Genomic DNA, 23,400 nt, shown 5'->3' with positions numbered 1-23,400 from the left:
AACCCATTGCACTTATAAAACAATGACCACAACCCTACAACGGCGCTCTGACGCTAACGTATGGAATCGCTTTTGCGAGTGGATCACCAGCACCGACAACCGTATTTACATCGGTTGGTTTGGTGTTCTCATGATCCCAACCCTACTAGCTGCTACAACTTGCTTTGTGATTGCTTTCATCGCTGCTCCTCCCGTGGACATCGACGGCATCCGCGAACCAGTTGCAGGTTCTTTGATCTACGGAAACAACATCATCTCTGGTGCAGTTGTTCCTTCTTCAAACGCAATCGGCTTGCACTTCTACCCAATCTGGGAAGCTGCTTCCTTAGATGAGTGGTTGTACAACGGCGGTCCTTACCAGTTAGTAATTTTACACTTCTTGCTCGGTTGCGCTGCCTACCTTGGTCGTCAGTGGGAACTTTCTTACCGCTTAGGTATGCGTCCTTGGATCTGCGTAGCTTACAGCGCACCTCTGGCTTCCGCTACCGCAGTATTCTTGATCTACCCCATCGGTCAAGGTTCATTCTCTGATGGTATGCCTTTAGGTATCTCTGGAACATTCAACTTCATGATTGTGTTCCAAGCAGAACATAACATCTTGATGCACCCCTTCCACATGTTAGGTGTGGCCGGTGTATTCGGCGGTTCATTGTTCTCAGCAATGCACGGTTCTCTAGTAACTTCTTCCTTGGTGCGTGAAACCACCGAAACCGAATCCCTTAACTACGGTTACAAATTCGGTCAAGAAGAAGAAACCTACAACATCGTTGCAGCCCACGGCTACTTCGGTCGTTTGATCTTCCAATACGCTTCCTTCAACAACAGCCGTTCACTGCACTTCTTCTTAGCAGCATGGCCTGTCGTCGGAATCTGGTTCACCGCCTTGGGTGTCAGCACGATGGCATTCAACCTGAACGGTTTCAACTTCAACCAATCAATCATTGACTCCCAAGGTCGCGTCATCAGCACCTGGGCAGATGTAATCAACCGCGCTAACTTGGGTATGGAAGTAATGCACGAGCGTAACGCTCACAACTTCCCCTTAGACTTAGCTGCTGGTGAAGTTGCTCCTGTAGCAATGACTGCTCCTGCTATCAACGGCTAATACTTAAGTATTCGCTAAATAAAAAGCGCCCTCCAGAAATGGGGGGCGCTTTTTACGGCTTTTGTGGAACATAGCTTAAATAATAGTGTTTTTATCCCTCCCTTAGAAAGTGGCGATCGCTTAACCCGCTACGAATTTGAGCGTCGTTATACAGGAAACTATCCCACTAATAATATTTTGAATATTTTGTGAATCCAGATGTGGATAGTGATGTTATGTGAACCTGACATAACTCATTTTGCAACTTTTCTTTTCCCAGATATTAACTCTAGCTTCGGAAAATAACGCTGCCAGATTTGCCGTACTAGCAAAAGTAGACTGATAATTTGCCGCACTTGTTGAATTTGTATTTGTAGCGCTTGATTTCTCTGCCGTAAGTTATAAATATTTTGTTGGCTGAGATAAATATTTTCGGGTGCTTTATTCAGTGCTGCATTGGTACAACTTTCATAGGTGGTTAACCTATCTGCTATATATGCTAGCTGCTGCTTAAGTTGCCACACCCGCCAAGCCACATAGAGTAGTACCAGTGAAATCAGGGTGTTAATTATGACAACTAAAATTACCATTGTTTATCTTGACCAATATTAGCTTTGAGGAATTGTTATATATACTTGATTTGGCTCTTATTTAATGATGAAAAAACTAGAGGATATAAATTTATGGCACAGAGTACATTCTGGATTCTGGCAATAAAAAGTAGTTAGATAATGCTCTAAGCGATATTGAGAGGCTTTGCTAGGTGAAAATTAGTGTAACAAAGGCTGATGGCTAAAAAATCGCCAATTTGCCAATTTTGTAACAATGATATGTCCACACCTTGCAAAACCACAGCTACAATTGCCGTAAGGATTCACGACTCGGTTTGCGAAATCAACCCGTATGTTCCATAAGCCCCATCATTACTACCTTTCACTTCTTAATCTGATAATCCTAGTCAATTTGGAGCTTTGTGGGATGTAAGCACAATGGTATAGACCTTTCAACAGATGGTGAGAGAACTACACTACCCTCCTTGGATACTCCCCAGCATTGCCTTTATTATTGTGCTCCTACCTCTACCAGTTTTCCAGTCTGTCGTGTGCAGTTAACTAATATTTTGCCCGCAAAAACCTCACTAGTGGTTCACCAACCAAAAATTGCTGGGTGTGGAGTTGGGAAACAGATAAGGGACTTGCGGAGAAAATCTTTTAATTCCTCTTCCCTTTACCTTTTTATTTGCCGAAGGCTTCCCCATCAGCCCTTAACCTCTTCCCGCTGAAGACTTTCCCCTGGTATTTTACTAATACTTTACCAATAATGATTATCTTTTTTTATACATCCAGTAGGAGTTGAGGATGTCAAAAAAATCACCATTGAATAATTTCTTCCCAGTTATTCTTGCTGCCTTGACAATTGGATTTGTTGGATGTAGAAATCAAGCTGTAAGCACTACATTCACTCAGACTAACACCCAGGTAAATGAGAATCTTCCCCGAGTTGTAGCTACTACAAGCGTACTGTGTGACTTAACCAGACAGGTTGCCGGAAATACAGTTAACCTCACCTGCTTAATTTCTCCTACCGCCGACCCCCAATTTTATAAACCAAAACCGGAAGATCGTAAAGCCATTGAGCAAGCTAATCTTATTCTTTATAATGGCTACAATTTTGAACCAAATCTGATCAAGTTAATTAAAGCGACTAAAAACCCTACACCAAAAATAGCTGTCGCTCAACTGGCAGTGCCTAAGCCACAAAAATTTCAGGCAGGTGGTAAGAATATAACCGATCCTCATGTTTGGCACAATACCAAAAATACTATCAGAATGGTGGAGGTAATTAATAGTAACTTAAGAAAATTACAATCTAGTGATGCAGAGGCTTATAGCAGTAATACTAAAAAAATTACTAATGAACTCACTCAACTAGATAGTTGGATTAAGTCAAGAATTGCTAGTATTCCTACCAAAGAACGTAAGTTAGTTACAACCTCTGATGCACTGAGTTATTACGCTAAAGCATACCGTATTTTATTGGCAGGAGGATTGCAAAGTATTAATACTAACGAAAAACTGACAGCAGAACGAGTCAATAATTTAGCTACAAACATTAAACGGACTAAAGTATCAACAATTTTTGCTGAAGTGGAAATTAATCCTAATTTGATTCAATCTATAGCCAGAGAAGCTGAAGTGGACATTTCTGATAGAAAGCTATATGTTGAGGGACTTGGGGAACCAGGAAGCGATGCTGACACTTATCAGAAAATGATGATTGCCAATACACGCACAATTGTAGAAGGACTAGGAGGCACGTATTTGATGTTTGAAAGAAAAGCTGCTAAGTAGCCAGAATATCAATTTAGTAATCCGAAAAACTCAGTTTATTTAGTAGTAAGTTGGATTGAGGAACGTAGCTTGCTTCCCGTTTGCGTAGCGTCCTGAAGGGAAGGTTAACCCAACATTTAAGGGACTTGCGTGAAAATAAAGTACCAATAAACCGAGTTTCGACACTATTAACCCGCAGATCCCTAATCATTGTTTCTGTTGGGTTTCACTGCCGTTCAATCCAACCTACATTGATAGATTTTATTATTTAAAATTTAAAATCGTTAGACTGAACGCTCACGACAAGTCCAAAATCTAAAATCCAAAATTGACTCACCATCCCCAAGTACCAGGAGCGCCTTTAAATGGCCCAACAATATCACTGGTTATCCAACCGCCATAGAAGTTACCTGGTTGTGGTTGCACCTCTTCGCCATTAACGTAGCATTTATCCATTAAATGAGCATAAAAAGCTACATAGTCTTTGATAGATTCAAAGGCGGGTGTGGGTTTGGGGTAGAACCAGGCAGCATTATGGACTTCTTTATCACCAACTCGGATTGTGTAGTAACCAGCACTTCCCTTCCACTCACAAAAGCTAGATTGCGGAGTCATCTGTAGATATTCCATTTTGATATCCGCTGGGGGAATGTAGTAAGAAGGAGGATGACTGGTTTCTAAAACACGTTTGGCGCTGTGAGTATCTACAATTACTACTCCGTTAAAAATTATTTGGATATGTTTGGTTGTGTCCTCCAAAAGAGGAGGACGGGGATAATCCCAAACTGATTCTTGTCCGGGAACAGGTTCGATGCGTTGAAAATTAACCATCATCAAGAGTATTGAGTTCTGAAAGAGGAAAAAGTACTCAGTACTAATGTACTTAGTAAAGCAGCAACTCTCCTTGTGGAGTGACTGCGGTCTTTTAACTTAACCCTCTTTATCGTACCTCTTTAAGAGCATCAACTTGCTTGGTAAACAACTCAGTGAATAAACTAAGCACAGTCCGTTCTTCGCGCACTTTTATATTGGCACTGATAGACATACCTGATTGCAAGTTAACTTTTTTGCCCTTAATTACTAGGGATTGTTTATCTAATGAGACTTTTGCCGGAAATCTGTAAAACTGATGGGTTTGGTCTGGCGGTAATGCGTCTGAACCTATCCCAGTGACTTCTCCCTTGATATCGCCAAACTCGCTGTAAGGAAAGGAGTCAATTCTGACATCTACTTTCATCCCTTTTCGCACAAACCCAATATCTTTGTTAGTGATGAAAACTTCAGCGATATAGTTTTCTTTGGGGACAATTTGCAACAGTTTTGTAGTTGGAGTTGCGACAAATCCAGGATTTTTTGCTTGCAAATCAAAAACTGCACCAGCTACAGGCGCGCGAAGTTCTTGATATTTAACGTTTAACTGTGATTGAGATATTTTACTATTGACATCTGCCAAACGCTGCTCATTCTCCAGCATAACTTTCATGAATTGGCTATCGATTGTGGCAATCTGCTGTTTGTTCTGGGCTATCTTATCTAAAATGTTTTTATCAGAAACAGCCACCGTATTGCTTAATTCTTGTTGTCCTTTTTCTATATCAAACTGGAGGCGTTTCAGTTCTTCACCTAGTTGTGCTACTTCTGCCGTGCGGTTTTGTACTTCTTGTTGCTGGTTAAGATACTGAAGTTGAGAAATACCACCTTCTTCTGCTAATATCTTTAGCTTACTTAAAATTCCCTCTTGAATGGCTAAACTTGATTTACTATCTTCCAGCTTAATTTGATTTTGAATCAGTTGTTTTTTAGTCTTTTCTACTTCTAATCGCGCTGCGGAAGAGCGAGAGTCTAATTCCTGTTTGGCAACTCGTAGAAGTTGTTGTTCATCAATTCCTACTCCAGAATCTTGCCCAGAATTTTTTAATTGAGTGCGCAATAATTCATTTTCTGCTACTAATGCTGCCCGACTTTTCAGCAAAAAAGCAGTTTCTTGTGGCAAATTACCGCGCAAATATAACAGTTCAGAGCCAGTGCCCGTGCTTGCACCCATCAATCGGCGATAAATTTGGTTTTCTTTCATTAATGCAAGGCGAATTTTATTCAAAGAATTTAATTCGGCAACAGAGGCTATGGAATCAAAAGTTAGCAGTAAATCACCTGGCTTTACTTCTTGTCCATCTTTTACATTAACTGTTTTCACCACTCCACTCACAGGAGCCTGAACTTCTTTGACTGTTCCTTGGGGTTTTAATTGCCCGGTTGCTGGCACTACTTGCTCAATTTTTGCAAAATAAGCCCAAGCAATTCCAAAGCAGGCTAGCCCCACTAGTGTAATCATAATTGTACGCGACCAAATTGGAGATTGGCGCAAAACAATAGATTGCTCAAATTCCTGATTGTTTAAGTTAGTAAAAGACTCTTGAGCAGCTTTTTGTTGTTTTGTCAGTACCTGTGAATCGTGCTTCACTCCATTTTTGTGATTGCCGTTTTTCTGATTGCCGTTAAGGTGATTCCCATTAAGTTGAGTCATAACGATTTTGGGTTTTGGATTTGTCGTGAGCGTTCAGTCGAACGATTTGGAATTTTTTGTAGGGTGGGCAATGTTTCCCGATGCCAAAAACCTTTGCCCTCAAGAATGACTAATTACAAGTTTACATCTTGTTGCTGATACAGGTAATAATAATGACCTTTAGTAGCCATTAATTCTTGATGGCTACCTTGTTCTATAACCCTGCTGTTATCCATCACAACAATCATATCTGCATTACTTACGGTGTTCAGTCGGTGGGTAATAAAAAATACTGTATCACCCTTGAATGCTTTGGCTAAGTTGAGACATATTTGCCGTTCTGTGGGATAATCTAATGCACTAGTTGCTTCGTCTAAAACTAATAATTTTGGTCGTTGTAACACAGAACGAGCGATCGCAATTCTTTGTCGTTGTCCACCTGAAAGTGCAGAACCCCGTTCTCCCACCCGCGTGTTGTAACCGTTGGGTAAGTTCATGATAAACTCATGGGCGCACGCAACTTGAGCGGCTTCGATAATTTCTTCGGTTGTGGCATCGGGATTCGTTAGGGCAATATTTTCCTGAACGCTGCCGTCAAACAATAATGTCTCTTGGGGAACTACGCCAATTTGTCGTCGCAACGAATAAAGTTCCACTTTGGCAATATCATAACCATCAATCAAAATTCTGCCGGACTCAGTTTCGTAAAGTCTCAGCAGTAACTTCATCATCGTACTTTTACCAGACCCACTTTGTCCGACAATGCCGACAAATTTCCCTGGCTCAAATTCGAGGTTGACATTAGAAAGTTGCAGAGGGCCACTTGTGCCAAAACGGAAGGAAACATTTTCATATTTCACTGCTCCCTTAATGGTAGGTAAGGGTATATTGTAGCGGTCTGTTTCTGCTTCTTGTGGCGTATCGACAATATCGCTTAAACGCTCTAGAGACAAGGCAGTTTCTTGGAAGCTTTGCCAGAGTTGAGCTAAACGTAATATTGGGCTGGTGACGTAACCCGATATAATCCTAAAGGCAATTAATTCACCTAAAGTTAATTCTTGTTGCAGTACTAAATAAGCTCCTACCCACAAAACTAGTAAACTGCTGAGTTTGTTGAGAAAGTTGCTGGTAGAGTTAGCGAGGGTAGAAGTTACGACTGTTTTAAAACCAGCGGCGACAAACCGGGCGTAACGCTCTTGCCAAGAAAAGCGCGATCGCAATTCGATATTTTGCGCTTTTACGGTTTGAATGCCTGACATCACCTCCACTAAATAAGATTGAGTTTCGGCGTTGCGTTCGGCTTTAGCACGTAACTGTCTGCTAATAGTGGGAGAAGCAATTAAGGTGATCACGACAAACACAGGAATTGTGCTTAAGCCGACTAAGGTGAGTTGCCAACTATAAATCAGCATCACACCGATATAAACCACCGAGAACAGAGCGTCCAATCCCACTGTTAAGGCAGTACCTGTGAGGAATTGGCGGATATTTTCTAGTTCGTTAATACGAGTGGAAAGTTCACCCACTGGTCGGCGTTCAAAATAGCGCAGCGGTAGACGTAGTAAGTGGTCAATGATTTGCGATCCTAAACCCATATCGATCCGGTTAGTGGTATCGACAAATAAGTAGGTTCGTAAGGTAGTCAACACTGCTTCAAATAGCCCGACTACTAATAGCAAAATCCCCAAAATATGTAGTGTACCAATACTATTTTGAGTGATAACTTTGTCGATAATTAACTGAACAACTAGCGGATTTGCCAACGCTGCCAACTGCACGAAAAAGGAAGCGATAAAGACCTCTATTAGGACTCGACGGTGCTTTGACAAGTAGGGCAAAAACCACCGTAAACTAAAACGTTCTTGGGGTGTTTGGTTGGTAGCAGTCAGCAGTAATACCCTAACTTTGGGCGGAAAGTCAGTTGGATCGACATCTAATTGTTCAACCAATTGAGCGGGTTTGCAACGCACAATTCCTTTGGATGGAACACCGACAACCACAGTATTGGCATCTACTTCATATAAAACGGCAAAATTATCACCGTAGCGAATCAGCGCTGGTGTTGGAATGCGCGTGACTGAAGCGACTGGTAACTCTATCAACTGCGCCTTCAGTCCGATTAACTCTGCTAGGTAAGCAGTAACTTGAAACGATATAGTCCCCTGACGTTTGACTTGCTCAGTTAAGATGCGGCGAACCACCTCTCGACGAAATGGCATTTCTAGATGCTTCGCGATCATTTGGAAGCAGGCGAAGGCTGAATTTAGTTCTCCTTTACCGCCAAAAAATGGGTATTTTTGTTTTGACGAATTCTTTGAGTTTTGGGGGGCTGTCTGTGGAACTATTTCGTCTGATGCGTAGGGAATAATATCTAGATCGTCAGCGCTATCTTTATCTACTCTGGTTTCAGTTACCGCAAGTTCTATCTCATGACTATCTTCTAAGATCAAATCCGACGGATGTATGCCAAGCAACCGTACGGGGTTTTGACCGATAACTTGAATCTTGTCTCTGTCATCTTCTGATTCTAAGCGATCGCCAGGTGAAAAATTTGTGACTGTACTACCGCCACTTACAAACCAAACGCTTTTGCTATCAAGTTGGTTGAATGGAGTTTTTCCTGAAGGGAGATAATGTACTTTCGCCTGGGGTAAGGCTTTTTCTGCCAGTTCTCTGAGATTTAAGGTAGCGATCGCTTGCTTTTGCCAATAGGAACCGAGAATATCGAAAACTTCTACCAAATAACTACGGTTCTTACGAGCTTCCGCAAAAGCTGGGTATGAAGCCAGAAAGCTAAAATATGCTGATGCACTCAAGGTTAAACATACTACTTCGGTGGAAGCGATCGCTGTTTCACAGGCGACATCGCGTAACAAACCAATTTCGCCGATAATTTCCCCTGGTTGTAATAATTTTAGGGTAATTGGCATTTGCGTCTGGGGTTCATATCCTAACAGCCGCACTTGTCCCTCATAAATGATGGTGATACGTTCCGGGAGACTTTCTTTACCAATGATTTTCTGACCTATGCGATAGCGCCAGGCTTGCAGTTGTTCTGATAGATTAGCGATCGCTCCATCTGGCAACTGCTCAAACCCCTCTAGGGTGGTGAGAAATTCGGGAAAAGTGTTCTTAATATAAGTCATATAAAACTAGTTAAAGTGAGGAATTAAGTCGAAAATATTAGGGAGTATCTCTTTTACTAACAGTGGCAGTGTTTGGTTTTATGCCAGCAGTGACAAGACTTATGTGGAATTTAGGTGTTTAAATGTGTAACAGCACAGAGGGAAATTTAGTCTAATTGCAGACCTGTATTTATATCACACGGTTACGATTGTTACGCGTTTTTCAAAATAAAGCATACTGTAAATAGATCGAGGACAAGTTATCACTTGGTTAACGCTACATAATTTATACAAAATTAAACTCAATATTGATGATTGCAACTATGCAATATCGATATTCATCATCAAACTAAAATACATAAACATGGCTGTTAAATTTAGAGATTTATATTTTACTTTATGATAATCAACATGAAAGTATCACAGATGCTTTCCTAAGTAAATACCCTAGTTAAGAATTATGTAATAAAAAAAACTTTAAATTTCTGAATTATTTTTTACAAATTCTTGAATATAGGTATTGACAATATCACTAATGGCGAAAAATAGGAACTTTCCTCGTTGAACATCACCTATACCTATTTATGAAATAATTCTCCATCACTTTTTTGCTAGCTTAATTTAATAAAAATTAACTGGAAAAGTAAAGCTGAAGATTTTTTGTCACTCTAGAGGAATCAACTATTAAATTTATGAAGGAAAGACAATAACTGCCTTCAGTAAATTTACTAGTTTAATTAATAGCGAGTCCATCTAATCGCTACGCATAAAATAACCTCATCCCGCAACCGGGATAAGGTTATTTTATTTATCCAAGTAATTGCTCGTAGTTGATACTAGGCAATATTGACACTCAAATTGATCTGCACAATCATATCGTTATAATCTTTATCACCACCATTAGCTAAATCTTCAAAACCAAAGGTATTATTTCCCAATAACCGAATGTGATCTACCTTATCTGAATTAGCACCCAAGAATGTGAAGTAAACATTTTTATTGGCATTACCATTGAGAATTGCATCGGGTCTGCCATCCACAATAATAAATGGTGCAAATAAAGAATTCGGCCCGAAAGTGCCAGTGTAATTTGCAGTGCTTTGGTTGCCCACTGCCAAGTCAATGCCTGCAACACGCCCGCGCACAGCAGCTTCGGCGTAACCAGCCTGACCAACAAGAATATCTGCTGTACCATCACCGTTGGTGTCAATACCACCATTTTCATCAGCCACCTGATAGAAGCCGACAAAGTTATTGTAAGCTGCCTCTCTGTTGACTGCAAACTCAGCTGTTACCGATTGTGTCACACTCCGTAAATCAATCAGTTCGCCTTGATATTTGCCTTGCAGACCAGTACCGAAAGATACTTCTTGATTGGTTGGCTGAATATTCACTACCAAATTCTGAAAATTAAGAGAAAACCCTTCATCTTCTATGTCGTTATTTGTAGCTGAGGAAAAAAGCACACTTGAGAAGGGGGTTTTTCCAGACAGTACAGACTGAGTAGTACTGTTGGATACCAGATAAAATCTGAGTTTGGTATCAGAGTCGAATTCTAATATGTTTTTCAGGTCGGCAAGATTAAAACCATTAGGCAGATTGGCAAGAGCGGAGAAAACCACCTTTGAACGCAAAAGAGCCGCTTGCGTATAGCCTTCTGCACCAGGGGCTATGCCGTTAATCCTACCTTGTTCATCGTCAACAGTAAATACATTTAGTTCGTTCACCTCTTTAGAGGTGTTGTTTCTAATCTTGATTGAGAGTTTTCCTTTATCACCTTTAATGTTCAGCTTAGTCTTGACACTAAAGATATCGCCTGTAATTTGTGTTACTACAGCAGTATTGTCAGTAACCCCAAGTTTAAACACATCACTGGCTTGCTCTCCTGCAACATCCTTAGCTGTGACTTTGATGTTTAAACTACCTACATCCTCATTCTCAGGAGTACCACTGAAAATAAGAGTAGTAGGATTGAAGTTCAACCAAGTAGGTAGTAGGTCATTATTTTCCAGCGTTGCAGTATAGGTGAGAATGTCTCCAACATCCACATCGCTAAAGGTGTCAGCTGGGACGGTGAAGTTGAAGAGTGTGTCTTCAGTAACTTGTTGGTCTGCAATTTCTTTTATTAAAACTGGAGGATCGTTGACATTATTAACCGTGAGTTTAAACACATCACTGGCTTGCTCTCCTGCAACATCTTTAGCAGTAACTTTGATGTTTAGACTACCTACGTCCTGATTTTCAGGAGTGCCACTGAAGGTACGGGTAGTAGGATTGAACTTCAATCCCATTGGCAGAGGAGCATCGTTTTCTAAGGTTGCAGTGTAGGTAAGGATGTCTCCAACATCCACATCGCTAAAGGTGTCATCTGGGACTGTGAAGTTGAAAAGTGTGTTCTGGGTGGCTTCTTGGTCTGTAATTTCTTTTATTAAAACTGGAGGATCGTTGACATTATTAACCGTGAGTTTAAACACATCACTGGCTTGCTCTCCTGCAACATCTTTAGCAGTAACTTTGATGTTTAGACTACCTACGTCCTGATTTTCAGGAGTGCCACTGAAGGTACGGGTAGTAGGATTGAACTTCAATCCCATTGGCAGAGGAGCATCGTTTTCTAAGGTTGCAGTGTAGGTAAGGATGTCTCCAACATCCACATCGCTAAAGGTGTCATCTGGGACTGTGAAGTTGAAAAGTGTGTTCTGGGTGGCTTCTTGGTCTGTAATTTCTTTTATTAAAACTGGAGGATCGTTGACATTATTAACCGTGAGTTTAAACACATCACTGGCTGTTTCTCCACCAACATCTTTAGCGGTAACTTTGATGTTTAGACTACCTACGTCCCCATTATCGGGAGTACCACTGAAAGTCTTGGTAGCAGCATTGAACTTCAACCCATTCGGCAAAGGCGTATCGTCGTCCAGAGTTGCAGTGTAGGTAAGGGTATCTCCGACATCTAGATCGGTGAAAGTGTCATCTGGTACAGTGAAGCTGAAGAAAATATCTTCAGTGGCTTGTTGGTCTACAATTTCTTTTCCCAAGACTGGAGCAGTTAGTACTGAAGCGTAGGCTGCCATTACTTCTGGCTGAAATGCCAAAGTAGGAACAATTGCCCCCGTAGAAACTTTTAGTTTCCAGTTACCACCTAATGCAGTACTCCCCGTTAAGTCATCAGACGCCGCTACTACTGCACCTGTCAATTCACTTAGGCGCTGTACAAATGCTTTACCTTGCTCTGTTTGCCCGACTTCGCAACCATACAACAGCAGTTGTGCATTTGCACTCAAAACATTTGCCCAGTCCATGAGTTGCCAAGCATAATGGTTGAGGGTTTCGTAGCTGAGTTGACTGTTTCCCAGATAAACTTGCCCTGGTGCGCCGTGAGAAACAATGTGTAGGCTGTTGATTTCCCGATGAGTTGCCACCACTTGGCTAATTTGTTCAATGCCATTCTGGTCAGGGTCTAAGACTACAACAGAGGTGTTAGGCAATACACCTGCTACCAGACTGTGGTAGTTCTCAACCTGTGAGTCGATGAAAACTAAGTGAGTAGCAGGTATTTGCTCATATAAGTCTTGAGTTGGCTCTTTTGCGATCGCGATCGGGATGGTGTCTGACATAATTACTCTATATTAATAATTAATGGTTTTTTTGTGACAGCCATTACGTGCCATAACCTGTAAATCACGTAGAAACAGGATTTTTTTGGTATCGTACAGGAGTCAATTATTAAACTTATATAAAAGGCTAATAGTTAACTCCAGTAAATTTACTGCCTAAACCTGCGGATCAATATTACCATTGCCATCGCAAATAGCATCATATTTGCCATCAACAATAATAAATAGCGCAAACAGCGAAGCAGCTTTGAAAGTCGCGGTATAATTTGCTGTCCTTATTCACCGTAAAAAATGCCTGTAACACGCCTATAAATAGCTTTAGAGTGATGCAAAGACTTTATTGGCGATCGCATTTATACATATATGAGTCCATGTAATCGCTACGCAGAAAACAACCTCACCCCGCAACCGGGATGAGGTTGTATTATTTTTCTAAGTAATTCCTCGCCTTCGATCTAGGCAAGATTGACACTCAAATTTACCTGTACAATCATATCGTTGTAATCTTTATCACCACCATTGGCTAAATCTTCAAAACCAAAGGTGTTATTTCCCAACAGTCGAATGTGATCTACCTTATCTGAGTTAGCACCCAAAAATGAGAAGTAAATCTTTGGATCGTTATTGGCATTATTATCGAGAAACTTATCTGCTTTACCATTGATAATAATAAAGGGTGCAAATAACGAATCAGTTCCGAAAGTGCTGGTAGATGTTGCCGAACCTTGATTGCTCACCGTCAAGTCAACGCCTGTAACACGCCCACGCACAGCGGCTTCGGCATAACCTGCTTGTCCAACAAGAATATCTGCTTTACCATCGCTATTGGTGTCAATGCCACCATTTTCATCAGCAACCCGATAAAAACCGACAAAGTTGTTCAATGCAGCTTCTCTATAAACCTTAAAGTCAGCTTTTACCGATTGTCCTACACCCCGTAAATCAATCAGTTCGCCTTCTTTTTTGCCTTGTAAATTTGTCCCCAAAGATATTTCTTGATTTGTTGCCTGAACCGTTACAGCAAAATTTTGGAAGTTGAGAGAAAAACCTTCCTCTCCTGTGTTGGTATTTGTGGCTGAGGAAAAAACGACACTTGAAAAAGATGCTTTTCCAGACAGTACAGCCTGAGTAGTACTGTTGGATACGCTATAGAATCGGAGTTTGGTATCAGAGTCAAATTCTAAGACGTTATTCACATCGTCATGCTTGAAACCCTTGGGCATATTAGCAAGGGAAAAGAAAATCACCTTGGAGCGTAAAAGAGCAGCTTGTGTATAGCCTTCTGCACCAGGGGCTATGCCATCAATCTTACCTTCATCATCATCAACATTAAATACACACAGCTCATTCACCTCTTTAAAAGTGCTGGTTTTAATTTTGATGGAGATTTTTGCTTTATTGCCTTTAGTCTTCAGCTTAGTCTTGACACTAAAGATATCGCCTGTAATTAATGTGAATAGAGTAGTAGGAGTATTTTTATCGGCAACCCCAAGCGTAAATATATCACTAGCTTCCTCTCCAGCAATATCTTTAGCAGTGACTTTGATGTTTAGATTACCTACATCCTTAGTTGTGGGAGTCCCACTGAAGGTAAGGGTAGCAGGATCAAACTTCAACCAAGTAGGCAGTAAATCATCATTTTCTAAAGTTGCAGTGTAAGTCAGGATATCTTCAACATCTACATCGCTGAAGGTGTCAACTGGAAGGGTGAAGTTGAAGACACTATCTTCGGTGGTTTCTTGATCAAGAATTTCATTTCCCACCTCTGGCGCATGATTGAAAGGCGCACTAAACACCGCCACCGCCGAGTCATCAGATCCAGCAGTGTAGAGGTATTTGCCATCGGAGGTGAGAGTTACAGAAACCGCACCACCAAGTCCATCAACACCATCTGTATCATCTTTTTGAACTTCCACAAAACTCAGTTTGCCTGTGGTTGTATCCCGCTCAAACACAGCTACAGCCGAGTCATCATATCCAGCAGCATAGAGGAATTTTCCATCGGAACTGACAGTAATGGAAGAGACACCACCAAGCCCATCGACACTACTGATACCATCTTTTTGAACTTCCACAAAACTTAGTTTGCCTGTGGTTGTATCCCGCTCAAACACAGCTACAGCCGAGTCACTATATCCAGATGCATACAGGAATTTTCCATCGGGGCTGACTATGAGGGATTTAGCACCAGCAAGCCCATCGACACCATTTGTATCATCTTTTTGAAATTCAACAAAACTCAGTGCGCCTGTGGTTGTATCCCGCTCAAATACCGCTACAGCCGAGTCATCATATCCAGCAGCATAGAGGAATTTACCATCGGGGCTGACGGTGAGAGATTCAGCACCAGCAAGCCCATCGACACCATTTGTATCATCTTTTTGAAATTCAACAAAACTCAGTGCGCCTGTGGTTGTATCCCGCTCAAATACCGCTACAGCTGAGTCACTATATCCAGATGCATACAGGAATTTACCATCGGGGCTGACTATGAGGGATTTAGCACCAGCAAGCCCATCGACACCATTTGTATCATCTTTTTGAAATTCAACAAAACTCAGTGCGCCTGTGGTTGTATCCCGCTCAAATACCGCTACAGCCGAGTCATCATATCCAGCAGCATAGAGGAATTTACCATCGGGGCTGACGGTGAGAGATTCAGCACCAGCAAGCCCATCGACACCATTTGTATCATCTTTTTGAAATTCAACAAAACTCAGTGCGCCTGTGGTTGTATCCCGCTCAAATACCGCTACAGCCGAGTCACCATATCCAGATGCATACAGGAATTTTCCATCGGGACTGATTGTGAGGGATTTAGCACCAGCAAGTCCATCGACACCATTTGTATCATCTTTTTGAACTTCTACAAAATTCAGGATTTTCTGCGTCATATTTCCCTTGAGATTGCAAAATAGTTTGTAAAAGTAATGTTCTTTTCTAGCAAAGAGAAGAATGTACTATATAGCTTATTGTCTGATTTTTATTCAAGCCTCAGTAGATATACTACGTATTTTCCAGCTTACAACTTATGCAAGAGCTTTAGTAGCAATTGAATTTATACATATATAGTTAAAGTTATTACTTAGAAATAAAACAACCCCATCCCGGAAGCGAGATGAGGTTGAAAGTTCTAACTATTTCTGCAAATTAAATGAATTTCAGATGTCTACAATAGCTTGATCTATACAAGCCCTCATCTTTTCAGATAGAGTTCGGACATGGGGTTCTCTAAAAATAGAATCGTGGTTTCCTGGGACATTTTGAATATCCAAACCTCCTAAGACCATTTCACTCCAACCCATTTGGGGGTCAACCTCCCGTTTTTCCAATGCAACGCGCTCTTCTGCTCGGAATACAGTGACTCGACCTGGATAAGCTTTTAGAACGTATTCTCTGGCTGCCTGTTTATTGGCCTCTTCGATTGTTAATTTCCGGTAGTTATAAGGTACAGTCCGCCAGATTCTTAAGGAAAACTTAAAGATCAATTTTCGGAACTTTTCTTGAAGTTTATACTTCAGCCAAGAGCTTTTGTTCCTGATTTGCTCAAGCACGTAATTAGTCCCAAGTTTTGTCAGGTTGTCCCAATGCTGAGAAACTCGCTTTTCTAATGGCGCTTGTTTAATATAATTTGGGCCAGTAGTATCAAATAAAGCTAACAGAGCTACTTTTTGACCTTGTTTTACTAATTGTTGAGCCATTTCCCAAGCTACTAGTCCGCCAAAGGAGGAACCACCCAAAAAATAAGGGCCTTCAGGTTGAATAGTTTGTATCTCTTTGATGTAATGAGCCGCCATTTGTGCAAGCTTGGTAAAAGGAGCTTCTTTCCCACTTAATCCTCGTGCTTGTAGCGCATAAAATGGCTGATTTTCACCTAAATGAAGTGATAAATCTCGGTAGTAGAGGACACTTAAACCAATTGCATGGATGCAAAAGAGAGGTGGCTTAGAACCGTTGGGCTGCATTGGTACTAATGATGACCAAGGCATCGGTTTTTCTGAGTTGGTACTAGTATTACTCTCAACCCGATTATGGCTTTCTGGCAAAAACCCTTGCTGGCGAATAAAACTAGTTAATTGCTCAATGGTTGAAGATTGCAAGAGAATAGCTAGGGGCAGATTTAGACCAAATGTCTTTTCGATCTGAGAAAATAGATGTACTGCAAGTAGTGAGTTTCCACCCAAATCAAAAAAGTTGTCTTTTATGCCAATAGGATGAATACCTAAAAGGTTTTCCCAAATTTTAGTTAACTGAAGTTGTAATGGATCTTCTGCTGTGGCAAATATTTTTTCTATTTTAGAATTAGTTGGATTCACCGCAGATAAGGCTTGGCGATCGACTTCGCTATTAGCATTTAATGGCAGAGAATCGACTATGAAAAAGGCAGAAGGCAACAAATGTTCAGGTAACTTTTGCTGGAGAAAACTCAGCAGTTGCTCACTCCCAAAAGTTTCTCCTTGTTTGGTGACAACATAAGCAACTAAACTTTTATCCCCAAGAACATCTTCTTTGGCAATCACCACAGTTTTTTGTACGCCTGGATATTGACCTAAAATTATTTCAATTTCAGCCAACTCAATGCGAAAGCCGCGAATTTTTACCTGATTGTCTAAGCGGCCTAAAAACTCAATATTGCCGTCACTTAAGTAGCGTCCTAAGTCACCAGTTCTGTAAAGGTATGCCCCAGATTCGCTGCTAAAGGGATTGGGGATAAATTTCTCAGAGGTTAATTCGGGACGATTAAAGTAGCCTTGGGTAACACCGATACCGCTGATGTAGATTTCACCAGTTACACCAATAGGGAGGAGTTGCGATCGCCGATCGAGGATGTAGATTTGGGTATTGGCGATCGCTTTTCCTATGGGAATTTTTGACCGAGTGTTATTGGCTTCAGTGGCAGTCTTTGGATCGTAAACCGTGGCGGTTAAAGTTGTTTCTAGCGCTCCATAAGCATTCAGCCAGCGTACTTGCTTGCCAACTTTTTCTACCCAAGTTAGATAAGCCTGGCGTGAGACTTTTTCTCCACCAACCATGACTAAGCGCAAGCTGGCTGGCAAAGTTTGTGGAGACACAGATAGCTCCTTGACTAACTCATACCAAAAAGACGTGGCTAGATTAACAACAGTAATTTGTTGTTGAGCAATGAATGGGAAAAACTGCCCCGTCGATTGCATCTCCTGAGATTGGAGAATTGCAGTAGCACCAGTAATCCAAGTGGGAAAGAGTGATTCAATGAACGTATCGCAACTGATACTAAGTATGAGTAGTAGGCGATCGCTCTGAGTCAACTCCCAAGTTTCGCTAATTGCCAAGCTGTGGGTAACAAGATTATCGTGGGTAATAGCTATACCGTTGGGTTTTCCATTGCAGCCAGACACATACATTACACAGGCGAGAGTCCGATCTGTGCCATAACTTTCTGGATTTTCAGTCACGTGTACGGCAATAACTTCCCAATCACTATCCAAACAGATAGCTTGTGCTTGATGCTCAGAGAGGTTCTCAACTAATGAGCTTTGGGTTAACACCAAAGATATTTGGGCATCTTCTAAAATGACAGCCAGACCATCTTGCCCAGATGTCGGAGCGAGCGGTACGTAAGTTCCACCGACTTTCAAAATACCCAACAGCCCCACAATCATCTCCAGGGAAGGCTCTAGATAAAGACCGATGAGTACCCCCGATTCTACCCCTAAAGTTTGCAAATAGTAGGCTAGTTGATTTGCCCGCTGGTTAAGTTCCTGATAAGTTAATTGCTGATTTTTAAAACTTACTGCAATATTATTTGGAGTTCTTTTAGCTTGAGTTTCAAACCACTGATGGATACAAGTATGCTGGGGATAATCAGCTAGTTTGCTATTCCACTCAACTAATAATTGATGTTGTTCAGGTGCTGTCAACAGGGGTAATTCAGCAATCGGGCGATCGGGATTAGCAACAATACCTTCGAGTAAAGTTTTGAAGTGTCCCAACATCCGCTCTATCGTACTAGCATCAAACATTTCGGCATTGTAATCAAATACCATGCCTAGACCATTATCCTGTTCTCGCAAGACCAATGTCAGATCATATTTGGTCTTGCCATGATAGATGTAGCCAAATAGAGAAGTGATAGTCAAATCAGGTAGTTGCACTGATGCCATGCCACGACCATTCGACCAAGGAGGATTGAGGGAGAATTTTACTTGAAACAGTGGCGAAGTATTGCGACTTCGCTGTTCTGGTTTAAGTTCTTCAATTAGCTTTTCAAAGGGTAGGTCTTGATGGGTATAAGCCTCTAAGCAATCCTTACGCACTCGGTCTAATAATTCTCGGAAAGTTGGGTTGCCTGCAAAATTACTCCGCAGTACAAGAGTATTAGAAAAAAATCCAATCAGCCCCTCGGTTTCAACTTGTCCTCGACCTGCACTTGCAAAGTTAATTAGTAAGTCTTCTTGTCCAGAATAACGGTAGAGCAATAGCTCAAATGCTGCCAGTAGAGTCATGAACAGGGTGACACCCCATTTTTGACTCAGGTCTGTCAGGGCATGGTTCAGCGCCTTTGATAGCAGCAGGGCAGCGCGATCGCCTCGATAGGTTTGCACTCCTTGAGGACGGGGGCGATCGTAAGGTAAATCAATAATGGGTAAATTGCCTTCTAGCTTTTGCTTCCAGTAATTTACCTGTGACTCTAAAACCTCTCCCTGGAGCCATTGATATTGCCAATTGGTAAAATCAGCATACTGCACTGGTAAAGGAGTTAAAGGAGAAACTTGACCTGCTGATAATGCTTTATAGATGGTAATCAGGTCTTGATAGAACAGATCGGACGAAGCTCCATCACAAACTATGCAGTGCATATTCCAAATTAGCAGATGTTCGCGATCGCTCAATTGCAGCAGTAACACCCGCAAAATCGGCCCATTGCCTAAATCAAAGGGTTGATGAGCTTCTTTAGTTGCCAGTAGATGAGCTTCCGCTTCTCGTTGTTCATCTGGTACTTGCCGCAAGTCAATTATTGGCAGTGTCAAGGAAACATCGGTGGCAATGACTTGAGTGGGCTTTCCATTCACTGCTGGAAAAGTTGTCCGCAGGACTTCATGGCGACGAACGACTTCTCTTAAACTTTCTTCTAAGACAGCAACATTCAGATTCCCCGTAAAACGCACCACAACTGGCATATTATTTGAGGAACTATCAGGTTCAAACTGATGGAGAAACCATATCCGTTGCTGACCAAAGGAAAGCGGCAAGTCGCCATTCCGTTCACAAGCGACAATTGGAGGAATTTGTGAACTGGCGGCTGTGTTAATTTGTCGGAGAAAGTTGATGATTTCGGCTTTTTGAGTTTTTAACTCGGTTAGCAATTCTGGTGTGAGACTATCTTTTGCCGCCCGATAGCGTAAGCGATCGCCCTCTAGCCAAAGTTTGACATCGCGCTGACGTAGCTCAGATAGTAATTCATCTAATGTTTTCATAGCTCACCTTCCTCGTAATCATCAGCTGTTTCACTCTCAGCAGCTTGAACACCTTGGGTTGCCCACCGCAGAGTTTCCACTCGTTCAGCCAAATCCGCTACCGTTGGTAATTCAAATAAATTGGACATCAAAATTTCTGCTTGCAAGGCTTGGCGCACTCGAGAAACCACTTGAATTCCTAGTAGAGAATATCCACCCAATTCAAAAAAGTTGTCGTTAATTCCAACCTGCTTGACATTAAGAACCTGCGCCCAAATATCTGCAATCTGCTGTTCAATGGGAGTGCGGGGCGCTACATAATTTGCCTCCAGTTCCGGGCGGGAAGCATCAGGCTTTGGCAATGCCTTGCGATCGACTTTGCCATTGGGGGTTAACGGCATCGCTTCTAGTGCCATAAAGATTGTTGGCACCATAAAGTCAGGAAGCTGTTGTTTCAAGAATCGACGCAATTGCGAAATCACTTCCAAGCTATCTTGACCAGTTTCGGCAACAATATAACCGACTAAACTAGTCTCATTAGGAATGTCTTCTCGAACAATTACAACAGCTTCTTTTACTCCTGGATGTTGTAGGAGTGCGGTTTCAATTTCACCCAATTCTATGCGGAAACCACGCACTTTTACCTGATAGTCGATACGACCTAAGTATTCAATATGTCCATCTGGTAAATAACGAGCCAAATCCCCAGTTTTGTATAAACGCGATTCAGGGTTTGAACTGAAGGGATTAGAAATAAATCTTTCAGCAGTCAGTTCGGGACGATTTAGATATCCCCTTGCTAGCCCTTCGCCACCAATATACAACTCACCTGATATACCAATGGGAACGGGTTGTAAATGGGAGTCTAAGATGTAGATTTGCGTATTAGCTAGAGGACAACCAATGCCTATTGGTTTATTTGCCGTTGTCACCTTGTAGCCTGTTGACCAAATCGTTGTTTCTGTAGGGCCGTAGAGGTTCCAAAGACAAGCTCCCTTCGGTAATAATTGATTTGCGAGGTCTCTAGGTAAGGCTTCACCTGTGGAAATCATCTTGAGTTGAGGACTACCTTGCCATCCGGCTGCTAGTAATAACCGCCAAGTAACTGGTGTCGGTTGCATAAAGGTTGCCCCGGAGGTGGTTAGGGCTTTTAACAGTTGAGTACCATCAGCCGCAACTTCACGGCTTACCAATACCAACTTCGCGCCTACAGATAGAGGTAGAAAAATTTCTGAAACGGCAATATCAAAGGATAGGCTAGTAACAGAGAGGAGAGTATCCTCAGCGGTTAAACCGGGTTCTTTAGCGATCGCATTCAGCAGATTAACAGCATTCTGATGTTGAATTTGAACGCCTTTCGGTTGACCTGTCGAGCCAGATGTATAAATGACGTAGGCTAAGTTATTGGAAGTGACGTTATGTGTTGGGTTATCTAACCCATAATCTATAGATTGCCAGTTGCTATCAAGGCAAACAATCTCCGCTTGATGGTTGGGTAGTCCCGATTTTAGCTTCTCTTGCGTTAGTAGCACTGACACCTGAGCATCTTGCAGCATGAAAGCTAAACGTTCTTCAGGATAAGCATAATCTAACGGTACGTAGGCTCCTCCGGCTTTGAGAATGCCTAAAACTCCTACAACCATTTCCAAACTGCGCTCGACACACAGACCAACCAGAACTTCTGAGCCGACTCCTAAGCTTTGGAGATAATGGGCTAGCTGATTGGCTCGCTGATTTAGTTCGCGGTAGCTAATTTGTTCATCTTCAAAAACTACAGCGATCGCATCTGGAGTCTTCTCCACTTGAGTTTCAAACAGCTGGTGAATGCAGATATCTTGGGGATAAGCTGTTTGAGTATTGTTCCATGTTGCTAATAACTGTTGCTCGACTGCTGGCAAAATTGGCAATTTAGCAATAATTTGATTAGGGTTAGCAACTATGCCCAATAACAAAGTTTCAAACTCTGCCATCCGGCGGCGGATAGTATCAGCGTCAAATAAATTAGTGTTGTACTGGCATTCCAGAATAAGTTCACCATGCGATTCCGTAGCATTGATAAACAGTTCAAAATTCTCGAATGCGCGGGGATTGGAGAAAAATTCTACCTCTAAATCGATAAAGGGAAGTCGATCGCTATCTAAGGCTTGATCGACATTAAATATAATTGGTACTAAGGGAATACGGCTGGAATCCCGTGGCAATACTAATTTTTTGACCAGACTGCCAAAGGTAAATTGTTGATGGTCATAAGCATCTAAGACAGCCGAACGCCGCGTTTGCAAGTAGTCGCTGAAAGATTTTTCGCCATTAATCTGGCTACGCAATGGTAGTAAATTAACACAGTGACCTACGAGATTATATTGTCCTAAAGCAGCTTGTCCTGCGGCTGGAATACCTACAACTAAATCGTTTTGTCCTGTTAGTCGGTGCAGCCAGACCTCGAATCCTCCGAGGATCGTAGTCATAAAGCTACAACCGAGTTTTGTTCCTAGTTGTTTCAGGTTGGCAACTAATTCGGGATTTAAATGCCAATCTTCGCGGGCGGCGTTAAAGGTTCTGAGTGGGGGACGAGGGCGATCGCTAGGGAAATCCAGTACAGGTACAGAGTCAGCGAATTGTTGTAACCAGTATTGTTCTGTGGCGATCGCTTCTGGACTATCCGCCTCTTCTTCCTGCAAAATCGCATATTCACTTAAGTCGTCTGGTTCTTCTAATTCAGGAACAATACCCTGTTGCAAGCCAGAATAAAGTTTACCCAAATCTGGAATCAGCACTGCCCAAGACCAACCATCACAAATAATATGATGGGCTGTCAAAGTAACTAGATGCTCTTGCGGCTGCAATTTGACAATTTTTGCCCGAAATAGAGGGCCATGTTCCAAATCAAAAGGTTGCTCTACCTCTTGTCGCAAGATACTAGCTAATTTTTCCTGTTTTTGTTGTGGTTTTAAGTTAGACAGTTCAATAATCGGAATTTCAATTTGCCGAGAAGCAACAATGCAGAGTGTATTGCCATCGGTACTAAAAGTTGTCCGTAGTGCTTCATGACGTTGTACTAACTTTTCCACCGCAGATTGGAAAAGTTTGACATCTAGTTCGCCTTTTAGTCGCAGAGATTGAGACTCATTATAAGCACAATTAGCAGCATCGCCCATTTGCACAGAAGCCCAAATTTCTTTTTGTGATTCTGTAGCGGGGGCGGTTAGAAGTAATTCTCCATCTGCAAATGGATCAAAATCAACCGCAGTTAATGTCGATTGGTAATCTACAGGTGATAAGGTCATAAAACTCTATTATTTTCTCAG

11 protein-coding genes are annotated in these 23,400 nt (G+C 41.8%); 3 read left to right on the top strand and 8 right to left on the bottom strand.

Going from position 1 to position 23,400, the window contains the following annotated elements:
* Nucleotides 1-22 precede the first annotated feature (22 nt).
* Entirely contained in the window at nucleotides 23-1,105 is a 1,083-nt protein-coding gene (gene psbA, locus RMX69_RS14710) for a photosystem II q(b) protein (protein ID WP_289798939.1), read from the top strand.
* A 63-nt stretch (nucleotides 1,106-1,168) separates the two neighbouring features.
* Nucleotides 1,169-1,297 carry a hypothetical protein gene (locus RMX69_RS14705; protein WP_289798938.1) on the top strand — a complete coding sequence of 43 codons (129 nt, stop codon included), beginning with the start codon at nucleotides 1,169-1,171 and terminating at the stop codon, nucleotides 1,295-1,297.
* A gap of 41 nt (nucleotides 1,298-1,338) precedes the next feature.
* Here RMX69_RS14705 and RMX69_RS14700 read toward each other — a convergent pair whose 3' ends face one another.
* On the bottom strand, nucleotides 1,339-1,674 hold the full coding sequence (locus RMX69_RS14700; RefSeq protein ID WP_289798937.1) for a hypothetical protein: 336 nt from the start codon (nucleotides 1,672-1,674) through the stop codon (nucleotides 1,339-1,341).
* Between the two features lie 768 nt (nucleotides 1,675-2,442).
* Between RMX69_RS14700 and RMX69_RS14695 the strand changes: the two genes are divergently transcribed.
* Nucleotides 2,443-3,435 (top strand): metal ABC transporter solute-binding protein, Zn/Mn family, encoded by a 993-nt coding sequence (locus RMX69_RS14695; protein ID WP_322637886.1) that lies wholly within the window; start codon nucleotides 2,443-2,445, stop codon nucleotides 3,433-3,435.
* Nucleotides 3,436-3,747: 312 nt separating this feature from the next.
* Here RMX69_RS14695 and RMX69_RS14690 read toward each other — a convergent pair whose 3' ends face one another.
* The 7 genes from RMX69_RS14690 to RMX69_RS14660 all read right to left on the bottom strand — a co-directional run bounded on the left by RMX69_RS14690 (nucleotide 3,748) and on the right by RMX69_RS14660 (nucleotide 23,379).
* Nucleotides 3,748-4,245 carry a DUF427 domain-containing protein gene (locus RMX69_RS14690; RefSeq protein ID WP_289800103.1) on the bottom strand — a complete coding sequence of 166 codons (498 nt, stop codon included), beginning with the start codon at nucleotides 4,243-4,245 and terminating at the stop codon, nucleotides 3,748-3,750.
* A 109-nt stretch (nucleotides 4,246-4,354) separates the two neighbouring features.
* The gene (locus tag RMX69_RS14685) at nucleotides 4,355-5,938 is read right to left on the bottom strand and encodes an HlyD family efflux transporter periplasmic adaptor subunit (RefSeq protein WP_289798935.1); all 1,584 of its coding nucleotides are present in this window, start codon (nucleotides 5,936-5,938) and stop codon (nucleotides 4,355-4,357) included.
* 113 nt (nucleotides 5,939-6,051) lie between these two features.
* Nucleotides 6,052-9,063 carry a peptidase domain-containing ABC transporter gene (locus RMX69_RS14680; RefSeq protein WP_289798934.1) on the bottom strand — a complete coding sequence of 1,004 codons (3,012 nt, stop codon included), beginning with the start codon at nucleotides 9,061-9,063 and terminating at the stop codon, nucleotides 6,052-6,054.
* A gap of 815 nt (nucleotides 9,064-9,878) precedes the next feature.
* Nucleotides 9,879-12,659 (bottom strand): putative Ig domain-containing protein, encoded by a 2,781-nt coding sequence (locus RMX69_RS14675; RefSeq protein ID WP_322637885.1) that lies wholly within the window; start codon nucleotides 12,657-12,659, stop codon nucleotides 9,879-9,881.
* A gap of 455 nt (nucleotides 12,660-13,114) precedes the next feature.
* The gene (locus RMX69_RS14670; RefSeq protein ID WP_289798932.1) at nucleotides 13,115-15,553 is read right to left on the bottom strand and encodes a beta-propeller fold lactonase family protein; all 2,439 of its coding nucleotides are present in this window, start codon (nucleotides 15,551-15,553) and stop codon (nucleotides 13,115-13,117) included.
* 267 nt (nucleotides 15,554-15,820) lie between these two features.
* Nucleotides 15,821-20,116, bottom strand: coding sequence for an amino acid adenylation domain-containing protein (locus tag RMX69_RS14665; protein WP_289798931.1), 4,296 nt, complete (start codon nucleotides 20,114-20,116; stop codon nucleotides 15,821-15,823).
* Complete coding sequence (locus RMX69_RS14660; protein WP_322637884.1) at nucleotides 20,113-23,379, bottom strand: amino acid adenylation domain-containing protein; 3,267 nt, start codon at nucleotides 23,377-23,379, stop codon at nucleotides 20,113-20,115. The genes RMX69_RS14665 and RMX69_RS14660 overlap by 4 nt, the downstream gene beginning before the upstream one ends.
* Nucleotides 23,380-23,400 lie beyond the last annotated feature (21 nt).

Origin of the sequence: Nostoc sp. EspVER01, assembly GCF_034530635.1 — a bacterium.
In the GTDB taxonomy this organism is placed as follows: domain Bacteria; phylum Cyanobacteriota; class Cyanobacteriia; order Cyanobacteriales; family Nostocaceae; genus Nostoc.
The sequence above is the reverse complement of the archived record's forward strand: the minus strand, read 5'-3'. Positions and strand labels throughout refer to the sequence as shown.